9 protein-coding genes are annotated in these 15,061 nt (G+C 65.9%); 7 read left to right on the top strand and 2 right to left on the bottom strand.

The window, feature by feature from the left end:
• Positions 1 to 155: 155 nt before the first annotated feature.
• The 3 genes from HPA02_RS13665 to HPA02_RS13655 all read left to right on the top strand — a co-directional run bounded on the left by HPA02_RS13665 (position 156) and on the right by HPA02_RS13655 (position 9,407).
• The gene (locus HPA02_RS13665; RefSeq protein WP_146803757.1) at positions 156 to 656 is read left to right on the top strand and encodes a hypothetical protein; all 501 of its coding nucleotides are present in this window, start codon (positions 156 to 158) and stop codon (positions 654 to 656) included.
• Entirely contained in the window at positions 656 to 1,696 is a 1,041-nt protein-coding gene (locus HPA02_RS13660) for a hypothetical protein (protein WP_146803756.1), read from the top strand. Before HPA02_RS13665 ends, HPA02_RS13660 begins: the two co-directional genes overlap by 1 nt.
• A gap of 76 nt (positions 1,697 to 1,772) precedes the next feature.
• A complete protein-coding gene (locus HPA02_RS13655) occupies positions 1,773 to 9,407 on the top strand; it encodes an LPD38 domain-containing protein (RefSeq protein ID WP_146803755.1) in 7,635 nt (2,544 codons plus the stop codon).
• Here HPA02_RS13655 and HPA02_RS13650 read toward each other — a convergent pair whose 3' ends face one another.
• Positions 9,408 to 9,629, bottom strand: coding sequence for a hypothetical protein (locus HPA02_RS13650; protein WP_146803754.1), 222 nt, complete (start codon positions 9,627 to 9,629; stop codon positions 9,408 to 9,410). It lies immediately after the preceding gene.
• A gap of 48 nt (positions 9,630 to 9,677) precedes the next feature.
• Positions 9,678 to 10,292, bottom strand: a complete 615-nt coding sequence (locus HPA02_RS13645) for a hypothetical protein (RefSeq protein WP_146803753.1) — start codon at positions 10,290 to 10,292, stop codon at positions 9,678 to 9,680.
• Positions 10,293 to 10,690: 398 nt separating this feature from the next.
• Here HPA02_RS13645 and lepA point away from each other — a divergent pair, with 398 nt between their 5' ends.
• From lepA to era, 4 genes are all read left to right on the top strand, one after another.
• Positions 10,691 to 12,508, top strand: coding sequence for a translation elongation factor 4 (gene lepA / locus HPA02_RS13640; RefSeq protein WP_146803752.1), 1,818 nt, complete (start codon positions 10,691 to 10,693; stop codon positions 12,506 to 12,508).
• Between the two features lie 10 nt (positions 12,509 to 12,518).
• Positions 12,519 to 13,322: a signal peptidase I gene (lepB, locus tag HPA02_RS13635; RefSeq protein WP_146803751.1), complete on the top strand. Its 804-nt coding sequence runs from the start codon at positions 12,519 to 12,521 to the stop codon at positions 13,320 to 13,322.
• A 72-nt stretch (positions 13,323 to 13,394) separates the two neighbouring features.
• Positions 13,395 to 14,084, top strand: a complete 690-nt coding sequence (gene rnc / locus HPA02_RS13630; RefSeq protein ID WP_146803750.1) for a ribonuclease III — start codon at positions 13,395 to 13,397, stop codon at positions 14,082 to 14,084.
• A complete protein-coding gene (era, locus tag HPA02_RS13625) occupies positions 14,081 to 14,980 on the top strand; it encodes a GTPase Era (RefSeq protein ID WP_146803749.1) in 900 nt (299 codons plus the stop codon). The genes rnc and era overlap by 4 nt, the downstream gene beginning before the upstream one ends.
• The last annotated feature ends 81 nt before the right edge of the window (positions 14,981 to 15,061 follow it).

The following is a 15,061-nucleotide window of genomic DNA, read 5'->3' as shown; positions in this document are numbered from 1 at the left end:
GACACACCATGGCAGGACTCCTTCAGCAGGGCATGGCGCCAGGCCAGCCCTCTCCTCAGGCCCAGCCGGGCCGCCCCTCGCAACAACCAGCACCCCAGGGCCAAGCCCCTCAGCAACCCGCGCCAGGCCAGCCCGGCCCGAGCGGTGATCCCCGCGTGGACATGGACCCCGAGCAGGGCGCCCAGCAGCGTGACAGCTTGGTCGAGGCCATGCTGGGGCCGCTCTATGAGCAGATGCTGCCCCAGGTGCGCCAGATCCTCGAGCAGGGCCGTGACGCCCCGGAGCGGGCCATTGGGCGCGTGTTAGCCCAACTGATGCTGACCGCCTGGCAGGCGCTGACCGATCAAGGCAAGACGGTGGCGCCTGGCGTACTGGTTCAGGCCGGCATGGTCGCGGCCCAGGCCGTGGGCGAGATTGCCGTGCGCCTGGGCGTGCTGCCCGAGCAGGGCAACGGCGATGCCATCGAGGCCGCCTTCATGCTGGCGATGGGTCAGTTCGGCCAGGCTGCCGGAGGCGACATGCCTCCCGAGCAGCGGCAGCGCTATGCCGAGCTGATCGGCGCACTGCGCCAGGCTAAGCAACTGAGCGGCGCTCAGCCGTCAGGCTCAGCACCCCAGCAGCCGCAACAACCACAACAACCACAAGGAGGCATGTGATGGCTGGATTACTCGCCAGCGCCTTGGCCGGCGCCATGATGGGTGGCGGCAGGGCCATGCAGCAGAACGCTCAGAGCCGGATCCAACAGCGCCGAGATGAGGCGCTCCGCCGCCTCGACCACGATCTGTCAATGGCTCGCCAGAACGACCAGCAGCAGTTCACCGCCGGGCAGAATCAGCAAGACCGTGACTTCCGGGCCGAGCAGGGCGGCCTCGATCGCTCCCAGCAGCGTGAGTTGGCCGAAATGCGCGAGCGCGGAGCGAATCGCCGTACCTCAATGCAGATCGGGGCTCGCCGCGAAGAAGGGCGCAACGATTGGCAGATGGTGCGTACCGGCGACGGGATGGTCCAGTACAGCCCGAGCCGCAACGAGTACCGCCCGGCCAACCTGCCGGAAGGCGCCCAGATGGGCGGTGGCGAGCTCTCCGAGCGTGATCGCTATCGCCTGGATGGTATCGCTGGCCAAATCGAGACCATCCGCGAGCGGGCCAGCGATGAGATGCGCGAGCTGACCACCGAGGAGAAAGCCGAAATGGGCCGGCTCCAGGGGCAATACGACGCCCTGCTGGGTGGCGGCGGCAGCCTGACGCCGCTGGAGCGCCTCCTGGCCGGGGAAGGCGGGGCCCAGCCAGGCGGCGAGCAGGGCCAAGCGCCCCGCGGAGGGTCACAGAATGGCGGCCAGCCCACGGTACGCGGATTGCTCAGCCAGGAGATGGAGGAGCGCCGCAACACCCAGGAGGCCAATGAGGCCCGCCGCGCCGCTACTCAGGCCAGCGAGCGCGCCGACGCCGTGATCGACCGCATCGAGCGCGAGATGGCGGGCGGCGCATCCCCCGGGGGCATGATGGCCGACATCAATCGCGCGCGCGGCCAGGGCGGCAGCGTCAGCGACGAGACAATGACCGAGGCCCAGCAGGTGGCCGAGGAACTGCTGTCGCTTGACCAGAACCCCAACCTCTCCGCCGACCGTAAGCGCTGGATCGCCGAGCGCCTGCTGCGCCTGCAAGACGCCGGCGTACCACTGAACCTGGAGCAGTAACACGCCCGGGGCGGCCTGGCCGAACCTCGCCACGCCGCCCGGGTGATCACAACGCCTTGTCGGGAGACAACGCCAGATGGCCCTAATTGACGAAATTCGCCGCCGCAATCCTTCCCTGCGCGAGACCAGCGATAATGAGATCAAGTCGCTGATCCGCACCTCACCCGAATTCCAGTACTTCAGCGATGAGGAGTTCGAGGCCTATGTCGGCGGTGGCGAGCCCGCCGCCCGCGATGCCACCCCAGGCTTTACCGGGGGCTTTGCCGCCGGCATCGACCAGCTCCAGGCCATGGGTGGCGGTCTGGTAATGGCAGCCGGCGAGGCGCTGGAGTCTGAGGGCATCCTCAATGCCGGTCGCGATATCTACCAGCGCAACATGGATGAGGCCGCCGAGAACGATCTCGGCTATGGCTTCACCGATATTCGTAGCGCCGGGGATGCCTGGAACTGGGCCAGCTATACCGCCGGCAACCTGCTGCCGATGATGGCTACCTCTATTGCCGGCGGCGGTGTGGGCGGGGTGGCCGCGGGCGTCACCGCTCGCACCCTGGCCGGCGCCGCAGCGAAGGAGGGGGCCAAGCGGGCAGGGCAGGCGCTGGGCGCTTTTGGTGCCTCGGCCGGCATGGAGACCGGCGCCCTCATGGGCGAGACCGAGGATCTCGATGTGTCGCTGGCCCACGGCACACTGGCCGGCGCCCTGGATGCGGTCACGCCGGTTCGCCTCCTGCGCAGTGCTGGCAAGGGCGAGTTGGCCGACCGCGCGGCCAGCGAGATCAGCGACCGGGTGCTCGATGACCTGCGCCGCCAGGCGGGGCGTACCGCCCGGGGTGCCGCCGGTCGCGGCTCACTGACCAACCTGATCGCCGAGGCCAGTACCGAGGGTCTGCAGGGGCTGATCAGCCAGCACGCCAACTACTGGGTGGAGAACAACGGCGACTCGCTCTTGGCCAATCTCGGTGAGGTGGACGTCAAGGCGATGATCGACGAGGCCGCGGCCGGTGGCCTGATGGGCGGCATCATGGGCGCCCCGGCCGGCCTCGGTGAGCGCGGCCAGGCCCGTCGCCAGGTAGACCAGATCGAAGCGGCCCGGGAGCAGGCCGCGGCCCAGGGCGGCGATAGCCTCGACCAGGCCCAGGCCGCTCAGGCGGCGGAGCAGGCCAGCCAGCCCGAGCGTGAGCCGGTAGATCCATCGGTCAGCGCCGAGGTGGGCAACCGCCTGCAACTGGCCATGGGCGAGCTCGACGACCTGCAGAACCTGGCCCGGGGCTCGAGCTACCAGGGCCAGACTCGGCTACGCAACATCTCCACCATCCTTGATCGCGCCGAGCGTGCCTTTGAGGAGGGCAACGTCGAGCAGGCCCGTCGCCTCACCGAGCGCGCTGATGTCATTTCCCGCAACCTGCGCGCTGCCCTGGAGCGCGAGGGCACTGCCGAGCGCCCGGCCCGCCCCGAGGGCGAGCTCGTGGATGAACAGGGCGTGGCCGGCCTGATCGGCCGGGGCGGCCGCCAGGCACAACTGCCCCCGGGCGACCCCGACACCATCTTTGCCGGTGGCCCGACCGCCGACACCACCCAGTACGACCCCCAGGCCCGCCATGTGCGCCGCGATGAGGGCCTGGCCGGCCAGCGTGAGGCCGAGGCCCGGATGCGCGAGCAGGCCAGCCAGCAGCGCCCGCAGATCCCCGACCAAGGCATCGTCTACGGCGAGGGGCCGGTGGCCGGCAATGCCAACACCGGCCTAGATCAGCCCTTCCCCCGGGCCCGCTTCACCGATACCGGCTCAGGCCAGGATTCCCGGGCCGCCCGGACCCGCCAGCAACAGCAGGCCGAGGAGGTTGCTCGCCTGGCCCGCACCCGGGGCCGCGGCGAAACCGCCTACCTGCCCGATAACACGCCGGTGCGCGCGCGCTTTCGAGTCATGGACCTGCTCGAGCTGACCACCTCCAACACGCCCGATGGCCGGGTCAATCCGGCGTTTCCCCAGGAGTTGCAACCTCGGGACCGTACCGGGGCCAATAGCCAGGTCCAGGTGCGCAATATCGCCGCCCGGCTCAACCCCGAGCGGCTGGGGTCCAGCCGGGACGCGGGCACGGGCGCGCCGATCATCGGCGCGGATGGCGTGGTGGAATCCGGCAATGGCCGCACCATGGCCATCGCTACCGCCTACCAGCAGGGCGGCCCCCAGGCTCAGGCCTACCGCGACTTCGTGCGCCGAGAGGCCGCTGCCCAGGGCATCGACCCCGCCGCCGTGGACGAGATGACCCAGCCGGTCCTGGTGCGCGAGCGGGTGACCAATATCGACCGCGCCGACTTCGCGCGCCGCGCCAACGAGGCCAATGTGGCCGGCATGACCGCCTACGAGCAGGCCCTGGCCGATGCCGACAGCCTCACCGCCGAGGACCTGCAGGCCTGGGCCCCGGATCAGTCCGGCGACCCTCTGGCAGCCAGCAACCGTGGATTCCAGCGCGGCTTCGTGCGGCGCCTGGGCAACAACGAGGCGGCTCGCTATACCACCCGCGATGGTCAGGCCAGCCCGGAGCTCGGCGCCCGCATGCAGCGCGCCGTCTTTGCCAAGGCCTACGCCGATAGCGACCTGGTAGCGCTGACCACCGAGCAGGGCGAGCTGATGCGCAACCTCACCGCCGCCCTGCAGGAAGCGGCGCCGGATCTGGCCCTGGCCCGGGAAACCGGCAGCCAGGAGGCCCGGGATGCCATCGGCACCATTAACGACGCCGTCCGCTTGGTGCGCCGGGCCCGCCAGGATGGTATCAGCGTGCGCGAGCTGACACGTCAGAATGACGCCTTCACCCAGCCGGTACCTGAGGCCACGGCGCTGCTGGCCGTGACCTTCCACAACAACCTGCGCAGCCGCCGAGCCCTGGCCGAAGGGATGCGCTACATTGGCCAGGCAGTGCGCCGCCGCGCCGAGAGCGAGCACAACGGCGCCCTGTTCGAGGACACCACCACCAACCGGGATGTATTCGATGCCGCGTTCCAACGAGAAGATCAAGATCAGCGTGCAGAACAACGACAGCCTGAAGGAGATGTTCGGCCAGGCGCTGAGCGAGGCCAGCGAGAGCCTGCCCAAGGGCGACAAGCTGAAGCTGCCCCAGGGGCTGAAGGGCGGCAAGAAGGCCGACAATCCGAAGCAGTAGGGGACGGGCCTCTGCTCGCTACCTACGACGAGCAGGAGCTGGCCGCCCAGGAACGCGAGCAGCAGCAGGCGGAGCAGGTCGAGGCCGAGCGGCACCGCCAGGAGGCGCAGCGCGCCCAGGCCGACACCGAGGCCGACGACTTCCGCCTGGCTGGCAGTGACCGTGCCGCTGACGTGGCAATGGCCGGCGGGCAGCAGGACCTGATGGGGGCGCAGCCGGGGGCAGAGGCCGAGCCCGCCCCGGAAGCCCCGGCAGAAAATGCACGGGATGCCGCCGAAAGTCCTGACGACAGCGCGCCGAAGCCCAAGCGCCGCAACAAGCCCTTGAGCTACACCGGCTATTCCGGCGAAGAGCGCCAGGTGCGCAGTTACCAGGAGGTCGGCGACTATCGCATCGCCAAGGTGCATGACGGCCTCTACGAGGTCATCGACGGCCGCGATCAGGCCATCAGCCAGATGGCCGGCCCCAATGGTGCCGCCAGGGAGGCCCGGCGTCTCAGCGATCTGCCCACCGACCAGCGCTACGCCATCGGGCGCAGCGATGCCCGGCCGGTAAGCCGGGAGGCCATCATCGAGGCCATTGGCGACACCCCCGAGCTATCTGACGCCAAGGTCATTCAGTCGGCCCTGGAGCTGCCGCCCCAGGCCCTGATTGGCATGGTGCTGCAGAGCGTGGACCCTCGCGACGTGCGCGGCATGTATATCGACGGCGATCTCTATGTGGTCGCCGACAACGTCGAGAGCGTGGAGGACGGGGTGCGCGCCGCTATCCACGAGGCCGTCGGCCACAAGGGCATCCGCGGTGTGCTGGGAGACCAGGGGCACCAGCTCGACCGGGTGATGCTCAGCCTCTACCGTAGCCTGCCCAACCACCCCACGGGTCGCGACATCCTGGCCGAGGTGCGCCGCGACTACCCCTTCCTCGATCCGGCCAACCGCGAGGATCGCATCACCATCGGCGAGGAGCTGGTGGCGCATCTGCTGGAGAAGGGCTATCGGCCCAAGGCCTGGCACCGCGCCGTGGCGAAGATCCGCGACCTGCTGCGCCGTGTCTTCCCGTCCATCGGCTGGACCTATACCGATGTGCTGGCCCTGGGCGAGCAGAGCCGGGAGTGGCTGCGCCGCGAAAAGGCCATGCGTGACGCCGAGCAGGCCGAGTCGGTGGTGACCCGCTACAGCAAGCGGAAGGGCGAGAACAAGCTGTTTACCCCGATCCAGCAGGAAGCCGAGGCCTATCGGAAAAATCTGAAGAGGGCGCTGGAGAATCGCAATGCCCTAGTTCCGCCCATCTCGCTTGGTCGGACATCGCCAGTGCTGGCTGAGATCGGGGCGCCAGACCTTCCCATGTCTATCGCTCGGTCGGTTGTGGAGAAGGCGACCCGGGATAAGCACGTCGTGCCAATGAGCGTGATCGAGCAGTTGCCCGAGCTGCTCCATGATCCGGTAATGGTGCTGGATTCGGCCACAAAGGCGGATTCACTTTTGGTGGTCGTGAAGGCCAGTGATTCGAAGGGGCGTCAGATCCTGGTGCCTCTTCATCTGGACAAGCGTCAACGGCATATCCGGGTTAACTGGATTGCAAGCACCTATGGCAAGGACGGAGCGCAACGGTTCTTGTCACGCCAGATTGAGCAGGGACGGTTGAGGTACTTCGACACAAAACAAGGCCCCGAGTGGTTCCAGTCATCCCGGCTCCAATTGCCGGGTGGGGGAACGCCATCTCGAGGCCTTGAATCAGGCCCCGAGTGGCTCCAGTCCTTACGGCTACAATTGCCGGTGGAGGGAGTCCCTCAAGGCCCTGATTCAAGCGTACTCACCCCTGAGGATATTGGCAACCCGGAGATCCGCTTCGCCCTGCGCGGCAAGCCACGCGTGGCCTTCGAGAGCCAGTTCGACGACTTCACCGACGCCGACCGGGCCGCTGCCAGCAAGATCGGCGCCCGCACACCAGTGCGAAGCGCTATCAGCGAGGCGGTTGCTGCTGTTCGTGATGGCAACGCCATGGCTTACTTCAAGGAGAAAGCCAGTGTTGCTGCCCTGAAAATCCGCCAGGGCATGGTGGATCGTGTGGCCGCGCTCAAGGAGCTGGACGAGCAGCTCTATGGCGAGTCCGCCCTGGGCGAGAACATCACCCGTTCAAGCTGGGTGCTGGCCCGCATGAGCAACGCCGCCAACGGTGCCCTGCATGCCTTGCTGCACAATGGCCGCATCCGCCTCGACCCCAAGGAGAAAGTCATCACCCTGCAGGACGGCGACAGCAAGGGCTTGGGCGAGGTGCTGGGCCGCCTGGGCAGTGCCGCCGAGATCGAGCGCTTCATGGGCTGGATCGCTGGTAACCGCGCCGACAAGCTGCGTGCCGAGGGGCGCGAAAACCTCTTCAAGGACGCCGATATCGACGCCATGAAGAGCTGGAACCGCGGCAACCTGGCCGATGGCCGCAGCCGCGAGGCGGTTTATCGGGAGGTCTTCGAGGAGTTCCAGGCCTACCGCGACGACGTGCTGGCGGTGGCCGAGCAGAGCGGCATCATCTCCAAGGAACAGCGCGAGATGTGGCGCGACGACTTCTATGTGCCGTTCTACCGCCTGAGCGAGGAGAAGGGTGCGCCGTCGGGCCAGCTTGGCACGGCAGGCCTGTCCCGTCAGCAGGCTTACAAGAAGCTCAAGGGTGGCACGCAGAACCTCAACGACCTGCTGCAGAACACCATGATGAACTTCCACCACCTGCTGGATGCCAGCCTGAAGAACCAGGCCGCGGTGCAGGCGGTGGAGAACGCCAAGCAGCTCGGCATGGCCGAGAAGGTGCCGGAGAGTGGCCGCGATACCAGCAAGAGCACCTTCGTCATGGAGGGTGGCAAGAAGGTCTTCTACGAGATCGACGATCCGCTGGTGTTCCAGGCGCTCACCGCCTTGGCCCACCCGGGAATGAACAGCACCGCTATGAAGGTGATGCGCGGCTTCAAGCGCGTGTTCACCAACCTGACCACCACCACGCCGCAGTTTATGGTGGCCAACCTGATCCGCGACTCGCTGCAGGCCACGGCCACCAACGAGGTGTCCAAGAACGCCTTCAAGAACGTGATCGACGGGGCCGGCGCCTACCGGGACCAGCGGATCCGCGCCCAGATGTTGGCCAGCGGGGCCAGCTTCAACTTCGGTCACCTCTACGGCAACAACCCCGACGAGCTGCGTGCCCAGCTTACCCGCGGGATGCGCGATGCCAAGCTGGTCGATGGCCCCATGATGGTGCCCAACCTGCTGCGCAAGGGCTGGTCCTGGTGGAACGACGTCAACAACACGGCGGAGAACCTCAACCGGGCGGCGATCTATGCCCAGAACCGGGAGGGCGGCGAGCTGCGTGCCGCTTTCGAGGCCCGCGACCTGATCGACTTCAGCGCCCACGGGGCCTGGCCGGCGGTACGGGTGCTGATCGACATCGTGCCCTTCCTCAACGCCAGGATTCAGGGCCTCGACAAGATCTATCGCAGTGGCGTGAAGCCCGGGGCCAGTGTGGTGGCCGAGGCCTTCGGTTATGGCAAGGCAGGAGTGACGGCCAAGCAGGCGGCGGCCCGCTTCTGGACGGTGACCGGCGCCCTGACGCTGGCTACCGTGGCCCTCTACCTGCACAACCAGGATGACGAGGAGTACCAGAAGCTCGAGGACTGGCAGAAGGACACCTACTGGTTCTTCCGCGCCGGCGATCAGGCCTTCTTCATTCCCAAGCCCTTCGAGGTCGGGGCCATGGCCACCCTGGCCGAGCGCATCACCGAGCAGTTCACCGACGACCAGGCCACCGGCCGGGTGTTCCGAGAGCGGCTGATGCACATGATGACGGACACCTTCTCGTTCAGCCCGGTACCGCAGATGATGCAGCCGGCCCTGGACATCTACGCCAACTACGATGCCTTCACCGGCCGGCCCATCGAGAGCATGGGGATGGATCGGCTGTCGCCGGAACTGCGCCGCCGGTCGGGCACCTCCAAGGTCGCGGAGTGGATCAGCGGGGCCCTGAACAGCACCGTGGGTGCTATCGGCGATCCGGACAAGAACCCGCTGGCACTGAGCCCCGTCCAAGTGGACCACCTGATCGGTGGCTACCTCGGCCAGGTGGGGACCTGGGTGGCCAGCAGTGGCGACGTGGCCTGGCGGGCGGCCACTGGTGTGGAGAGTCCGGCCCGGCGCTGGTATGAGTTCCAGCCGATCCGGCGCTTCTACCGCAACCTGGGCGATGAGGACCGCTACACCCGCTATGGCACCGTCTTCTATGAAGGGTTGCGCGAGGCCGGGAGGGCCCATGCCGACGTGAAGGAGCTGCGTGAGATGGGGAATCTGGCCGATGCCGCGGAGGTGGCACGCACCAATCGGGAGATGCTGGCCCTGCGCCTGCCGCTGAACCGGGCGCAGCGCCGCCTGCGCTCGATCAATCAGCAGATCGATATCATCCGCCGCTCGAGCCTCGACGGCGAGGTGAAGCGGCAGCGTATTGATCGGCTGAACGCGGTGAAAAACCAGATCCAGCGCGCCCTGGGCGAGCGGGTTCTGGAGGCCAGGGCCGGCTGATCACTTGCCGGCGGCGGCCAGGCCCAAGAGGAACAGCAGGCCGAACAGCAGGACAGGGACGTTGACGAGCAGGGCGATGACGACCAGCAACCCGGGAATCCCCAGGTAGCTGACGATCAGCCAGCCCTGCACGTTCTGCCACTCCTTCGGCATGCCGATCATGACCAATAAGCCCAGCAAGGGGAGGGTGAAAGCCAGGCCGAGAACGGTTTCGGTATCCATGCGCCCAGCGTAGCCGGGCGCGGTGGGAGATGCGAGGGCCTGGCTTATCTATCCCCTGCTCAGTCCGAAGGCCATAAAAGCTCGATCTAGGTGTTCCTCTCTTTCCTCATGCGTGATACTGCTCAACTCCCCGCACGGAACACCCTCAACATACTCTCCACCTAATTCTCGTTGCCGGTCAGATGAAACGATGCTTATTGCAGTTCCAATTGCACACTGTGGGAAGCCCGTGCGCAGGGATGGTTTCCAAAAGACCAGATCAAAATACCGACCAGTGTCGGTGATGTGCAGGATGTTCATTCCGCCAACCTGCGTGCTTTCCATGCTTGAGAAGTTAGGAATAAGCGTTGCCTGATTTGCCCTTCTGAATATACTGGTCATGACTGCAGTATTTCCCTGAGAGGAAACCCAGACAAAGCCAGTCTCATAGACGCTACCGCCGCCATCAACTGGAAGCTCATTGTCATAGTTGTAATTTATATTCATGCCTGCCGGCTTTTCCAAGTATTCGAGAGGAAAGCCTTGGGCTATTATGGCTTGATGTCGATAGCTGTAGCTCGGCATGTTGGGGGTATTGGTCGAGCGAGTAGTGTCAGGCTGATTTGAAAACGAGGCGCATCCTGACAGAGCGGCTGTTGCGAGAATGGCGGCTAGCTTTTTCATGCGTTCTTCCCTGTCTTCCATGTATTGGCTATGCCGTCAAGGTATCTCAGCCGCGCGGGAAGTTCGAGAGGCGCCCGTGGATTCGGCCTTCTTGCGTCAATGAGCCCCATTCAGCATCGGCAATCGCCTACAGCGCCTGCCTATGGCCTTGGCTAGGTTGATGGTGTGACGCCGCCATGCGTGCCGCGGGATGCGACTCGCCGCCAAGGAGGGCAGGGTGTCACCCAGGGAGGGATCGAGGATCAGCAGGCCGCCCGGCAGGGCGGTCTTTTGCATGAGGGGCTTTCGTGGCACCCGATTCAGCTTGCCGGTACAATGCCTGCAAACTACTAGTCACGCCGATCAGGGTAACTCACCAAGGCTGTACAGGGGCGTGTACATGAACCGGGTTATATTGAATGTCCAGCAACGAAAACCGTAAAGAAATCAGCCACATACGCAATTTTTCCATCATCGCTCATATCGACCATGGCAAGTCCACCCTGTCGGATCGGCTGATTCAGCTGTGTGGCGGCCTGAGCGACCGGGAGCTCAAGGAGCAGGTCCTCGACTCCATGGACATCGAGCGGGAGCGGGGCATTACCATCAAGGCCCAGTCGGTGACCCTCGATTACCAGGCCGAGGATGGCAACACCTATCAGCTCAACTTCATCGATACCCCGGGTCACGTGGATTTCTCCTACGAGGTGTCGCGCTCCTTGTATGCCTGCGAGGGGGCCCTGCTGGTGGTGGACGCCGCCCAGGGCGTCGAGGCCCAGTCGGTGGCCAACTGCTACACCGCCGTGGAGCAGGGCCTCGAGGTGCTGCCGGTGCTCAACAAGATGGACCTGCCCCAGGCCGACCCGGACAAGGTCGCCCAGGAGATCGAGGAGATCATCGGTCTCGATGCCACCGATGCCTGTCAGGTTTCCGCCAAGAGCGGCCTGGGCATGGAGGCGCTGCTGGAGCGCCTGGTGCGCGATATCCCGCCACCCCGGGGCAACCCCGACGGTCAGTTGCAGGCCTTGATCATCGACTCCTGGTTCGACAACTACCTGGGCGTGGTCTCCCTGGTGCGGATCTTCGACGGCACCCTCAAGAAGGGCGAGAAGATCCGCATCAAGTCCACCGGCCGCGACTGGCAGGCCAACGAGGTGGGCATCTTCACGCCGCTGCGCAAGGAGACCGGCGTGCTGCGCGCCGGCGAGGTAGGCTTTATCGTCGCCGGCATCAAGGACATCCACGGCGCCCCGGTGGGGGATACCATCACCCACGCCAAGACCCCGGACGTGGAGCGCCTGCCTGGCTTCCAGAAGGTCAAGCCGCAGGTCTATGCGGGGATGTTCCCGGTCAGCGCCGACGACTACGAGGACTTCCGCGACGCCCTCGAGAAGCTGGCCCTCAACGATGCCTCCCTCGAGTACGAGCCGGAGAATTCCGATGCCCTGGGCTTCGGCTTCCGGGTCGGCTTCCTCGGCACCCTGCACATGGAGATCATCCAGGAGCGCCTCGAGCGCGAGTATGACCTGGACCTGTTGACCACCGCTCCCACCGTGGTCTATGAGCTGGCCATGAAGAATGGCGAGGTGCGCTACGTCTCCAACCCCTCCAAGCTGCCGGACATGGCCGACGTGGAGGAGATGCGCGAGCCCATCGTGCGGGCCAGCATCCTGGTGCCCCAGGAATTCGTCGGCAACGTGATCGCCGAGTGCGAGAACCGCCGCGGTACCCAGCTCGACATGCAGTTCCTCGGCAGCCAGATCCAGCTCACCTATGAGCTGCCGATGTCCGAGGTGGTGATGGACTTCTTCGATCGCCTCAAGTCGATCTCCAAGGGCTACGCCTCCCTGGAATACAACTTCGAGCGCTTCGAGGCGGCCAAGCTGGTGCGCCTGGACGTGCTGATCAACGGCGACCGGGTGGATGCCCTGGCGGTGATCATCCACCGCGATCACGCCCACTCCCGGGGACGCATCCTGGTCGAGAAGATGAAGGAGCTGATCCCGCGGCAGATGTTCGACGTGGCGATCCAGGCCGCCATCGGCGGTCAGGTGGTGGCGCGCTCCACCGTCAAGGCGCTGCGCAAGAACGTCACCGCCAAGTGCTACGGCGGCGACGTGAGCCGCAAGAAGAAGCTGCTCGAGAAGCAGAAGGCGGGCAAGAAGCGCATGAAGCAGGTGGGCCGGGTGGAGATTCCCCAGGACGCCTTCCTGGCGGTGCTCAAGGTCAATGACTAGGAAACGTTAAATGGATTTTTCGCTATTGCTGGTGGTGGCGGTGGCCGCCACCGGGGTGATCTGGCTGGCCGACCGACTCTGGTGGCGGCCCGCTCGGCTGGCACGCCTGGCGGCGGTGAGTGCCGAGGCGCAGGGGGAGGTCGACGAGGCGACCCGTGGCAAGCTGCTCAAGGAGCCCTGGCCCGTCGACTACGCGCGTTCCTTCTTCCCGGTCCTGCTGGTGGTGCTGGTGGTGCGCAGCTTCCTGGTGGAGCCCTTCCAGATTCCCTCCGGTTCCATGCGCCCGACCCTGGAGGTGGGCGATTTCATCCTGGTCAACAAGTTCGCCTACGGGCTGCGCCTACCGGTGGTGCATACCGAGATCGTCGACCTGGGCGAGCCCGAGCGGGGTGACGTCATGGTGTTCCGCTTCCCCGAGGAGCCTTCGGTCAACTTTATCAAGCGGGTGGTGGGGCTGCCCGGCGATCGCATTCGCTACGAGGGCAAGCAGCTCTACGTCAATGGCCAGGCGGTGGCCAAGGCGCTGCTGGAGGAGGGCCCCGCCGAGGCGCCCCGCGAGCGCCTGCTCGAAGAGCGCTTAGGCGAGGTCGCCCACCTTATCTACAATAATCCTCAGGACCCGGGTCCCCAGGTGCGTGAGCTGGTGGTGCCCGAGGGGCATTACTTCACCCTCGGCGACAATCGCGACCACTCCAATGACAGTCGCTACTGGGGCTTCGTGCCGGAAGAGAACATCGTCGGCCGCGCCTTCGCGGTGTGGATGCACTGGGACGGCGGGTTGCCCAGCTTTACCAGCGTGCGGCGGATTCAGTAATCACGGGGCACCGCCCCCGATGGCGCGCGCTATGACCGTGCGCCATCCCATGAGCAATAGAGCAGGAGTTTCGTGAGCAACCCCCTGAATGACTTCAGCCGCCGCATCGGCCACCAGTTCGGCGATATCGCACTGCTAGAACTGGCCATGACGCATCGTAGCTATGGCGGCAAGAACAACGAGCGGCTCGAGTTTCTCGGCGACTCCATCGTCAACTTCGTGATCGCCGAGGCGCTCTTCCGGCGCTTCCCCGAGGCCCGCGAGGGCCAGCTGTCGCGGCTGCGGGCGCGGCTGGTCAAGGGCCAGACCCTGGCCGAGCTGGCTCGCGAGTTCGACCTGGGCCCCTGCCTGCGGCTCGGCTCCGGAGAAATGAAGAGCGGCGGCCACCGCCGCGACTCCATCCTCGCCGATGCCGTGGAGGCGGTGATCGGTGCCATCTTCCTGGATGCCGGCATGGACGTGGCCAAGGCCCGGGTGCTGGCCTGGTACGGCACCCGCCTGGAGGCCATCGACCTGCAGGATACCCAGAAGGATCCCAAGACCCGCCTGCAGGAGTTCCTGCAGTCCCGCCAGTCGCCGCTGCCCCGCTACGAGGTGCTGTCGGTGGAGGGCGAGGCGCATGCCCAGACCTTTACCATCGAGTGCCAGGTAGAGATGCTGGATGCCCCCACCGTCGGCGTCGGCTCCAGCCGTCGCTATGCCGAGCAGCAGGCCGCCGAACAGGCCCTCGCCCAACTCGAACCCAAGGGAGCCCGGTCATGACCCAGACCTGTGGATTCGTGGCCATCGTCGGTCGCCCCAATGTGGGCAAGTCGACGCTGATGAACCGCATCCTCGGCCAGAAGGTGTCGATCACCTCCCGGCGACCCCAGACCACCCGTCATCAGGTGATGGGGATCAAGACCGAGGGAGAGGCCCAGTTCATCTACGTGGATACCCCGGGGATGCATATCATGGCGAAGGATCGCAACAAGGCGATCAACCGCTTCATGAACCAGGCCGCCACCCAGGCCCTGCGCGACGTGGACTGCGTGGTCTTTATCATCGACCGCACCCGCTGGAGCGATGAGGACCAGGTGGTGCTGGACAAGCTGGCCCAGGTCAAGGCGCCGGTGATCCTGGCGGTCAACAAGGTGGACTGGCTGGAGGACAAGGCCAGCCTGCTGCCCTGGCTGGCCAAGGTGGGGGCCAAGCGCGACTTCGCCGCCATCCTGCCGATCTCCGCCAAGCACGGCACCAATGTGCCGGAGCTGGAGGCGGAGGTGGCCAAGCACCTGCCGGAGAGCATTCACTTCTACCCGGAAGATCAGGTCACCGACAAGAGTCAGCGTTTCCTGGCCGCCGAGCTGGTGCGCGAGAAGATCATGCGCCAACTGGGCGACGAGCTGCCTTACCAGATGACGGTGGAGATTGAGGAGTTCCGCGACACCGGCAAGGTGATCCATATCAGCGCCCTGATCCTGGTGGAGCGCCCCGGCCAGAAGAAGATCCTGATCGGCGACAAGGGCGAGCGCATCAAGCAGATCGGCCGCGAGGCGCGCCTGGAGATGGAGCGGGCCTTCGACGCCAAGATCATGCTCAACCTCTGGGTCAAGGTGAAGCGCGGCTGGTCCGACGACAGCCGGGCGCTCAAGAGCCTGGGTTACGATCTGGACTGATGGTAACCCACGACCTCGGGCAGGCTATTCAGCCCGGGGCTTTCCTGGGGCAGGCGGCTTCGCGAAGACGCTGTGAACCCA

The organism is Bisbaumannia pacifica (genome assembly GCF_007989625.1).
In the GTDB taxonomy this organism is placed as follows: domain Bacteria; phylum Pseudomonadota; class Gammaproteobacteria; order Pseudomonadales; family Halomonadaceae; genus Bisbaumannia; species Bisbaumannia pacifica.
The sequence above is the reverse complement of the archived record's forward strand: the minus strand, read 5'-3'. Positions and strand labels throughout refer to the sequence as shown.

Coding starts and splice junctions, on each gene's coding strand:
- HPA02_RS13645 (WP_146803753.1), bottom strand. CDS start 10,292: ATGAAAAAGCTAGCCGCCATTCTCGCAACAGCCGCTCTGTCAGGATGC.
- lepB (WP_146803751.1), top strand. CDS start 12,519: ATGGATTTTTCGCTATTGCTGGTGGTGGCGGTGGCCGCCACCGGGGTG.
- lepA (WP_146803752.1), top strand. CDS start 10,691: ATGTCCAGCAACGAAAACCGTAAAGAAATCAGCCACATACGCAATTTT.
- HPA02_RS13660 (WP_146803756.1), top strand. CDS start 656: ATGGCTGGATTACTCGCCAGCGCCTTGGCCGGCGCCATGATGGGTGGC.
- HPA02_RS13650 (WP_146803754.1), bottom strand. CDS start 9,629: ATGGATACCGAAACCGTTCTCGGCCTGGCTTTCACCCTCCCCTTGCTG.
- HPA02_RS13655 (WP_146803755.1), top strand. CDS start 1,773: ATGGCCCTAATTGACGAAATTCGCCGCCGCAATCCTTCCCTGCGCGAG.
- era (WP_146803749.1), top strand. CDS start 14,081: ATGACCCAGACCTGTGGATTCGTGGCCATCGTCGGTCGCCCCAATGTG.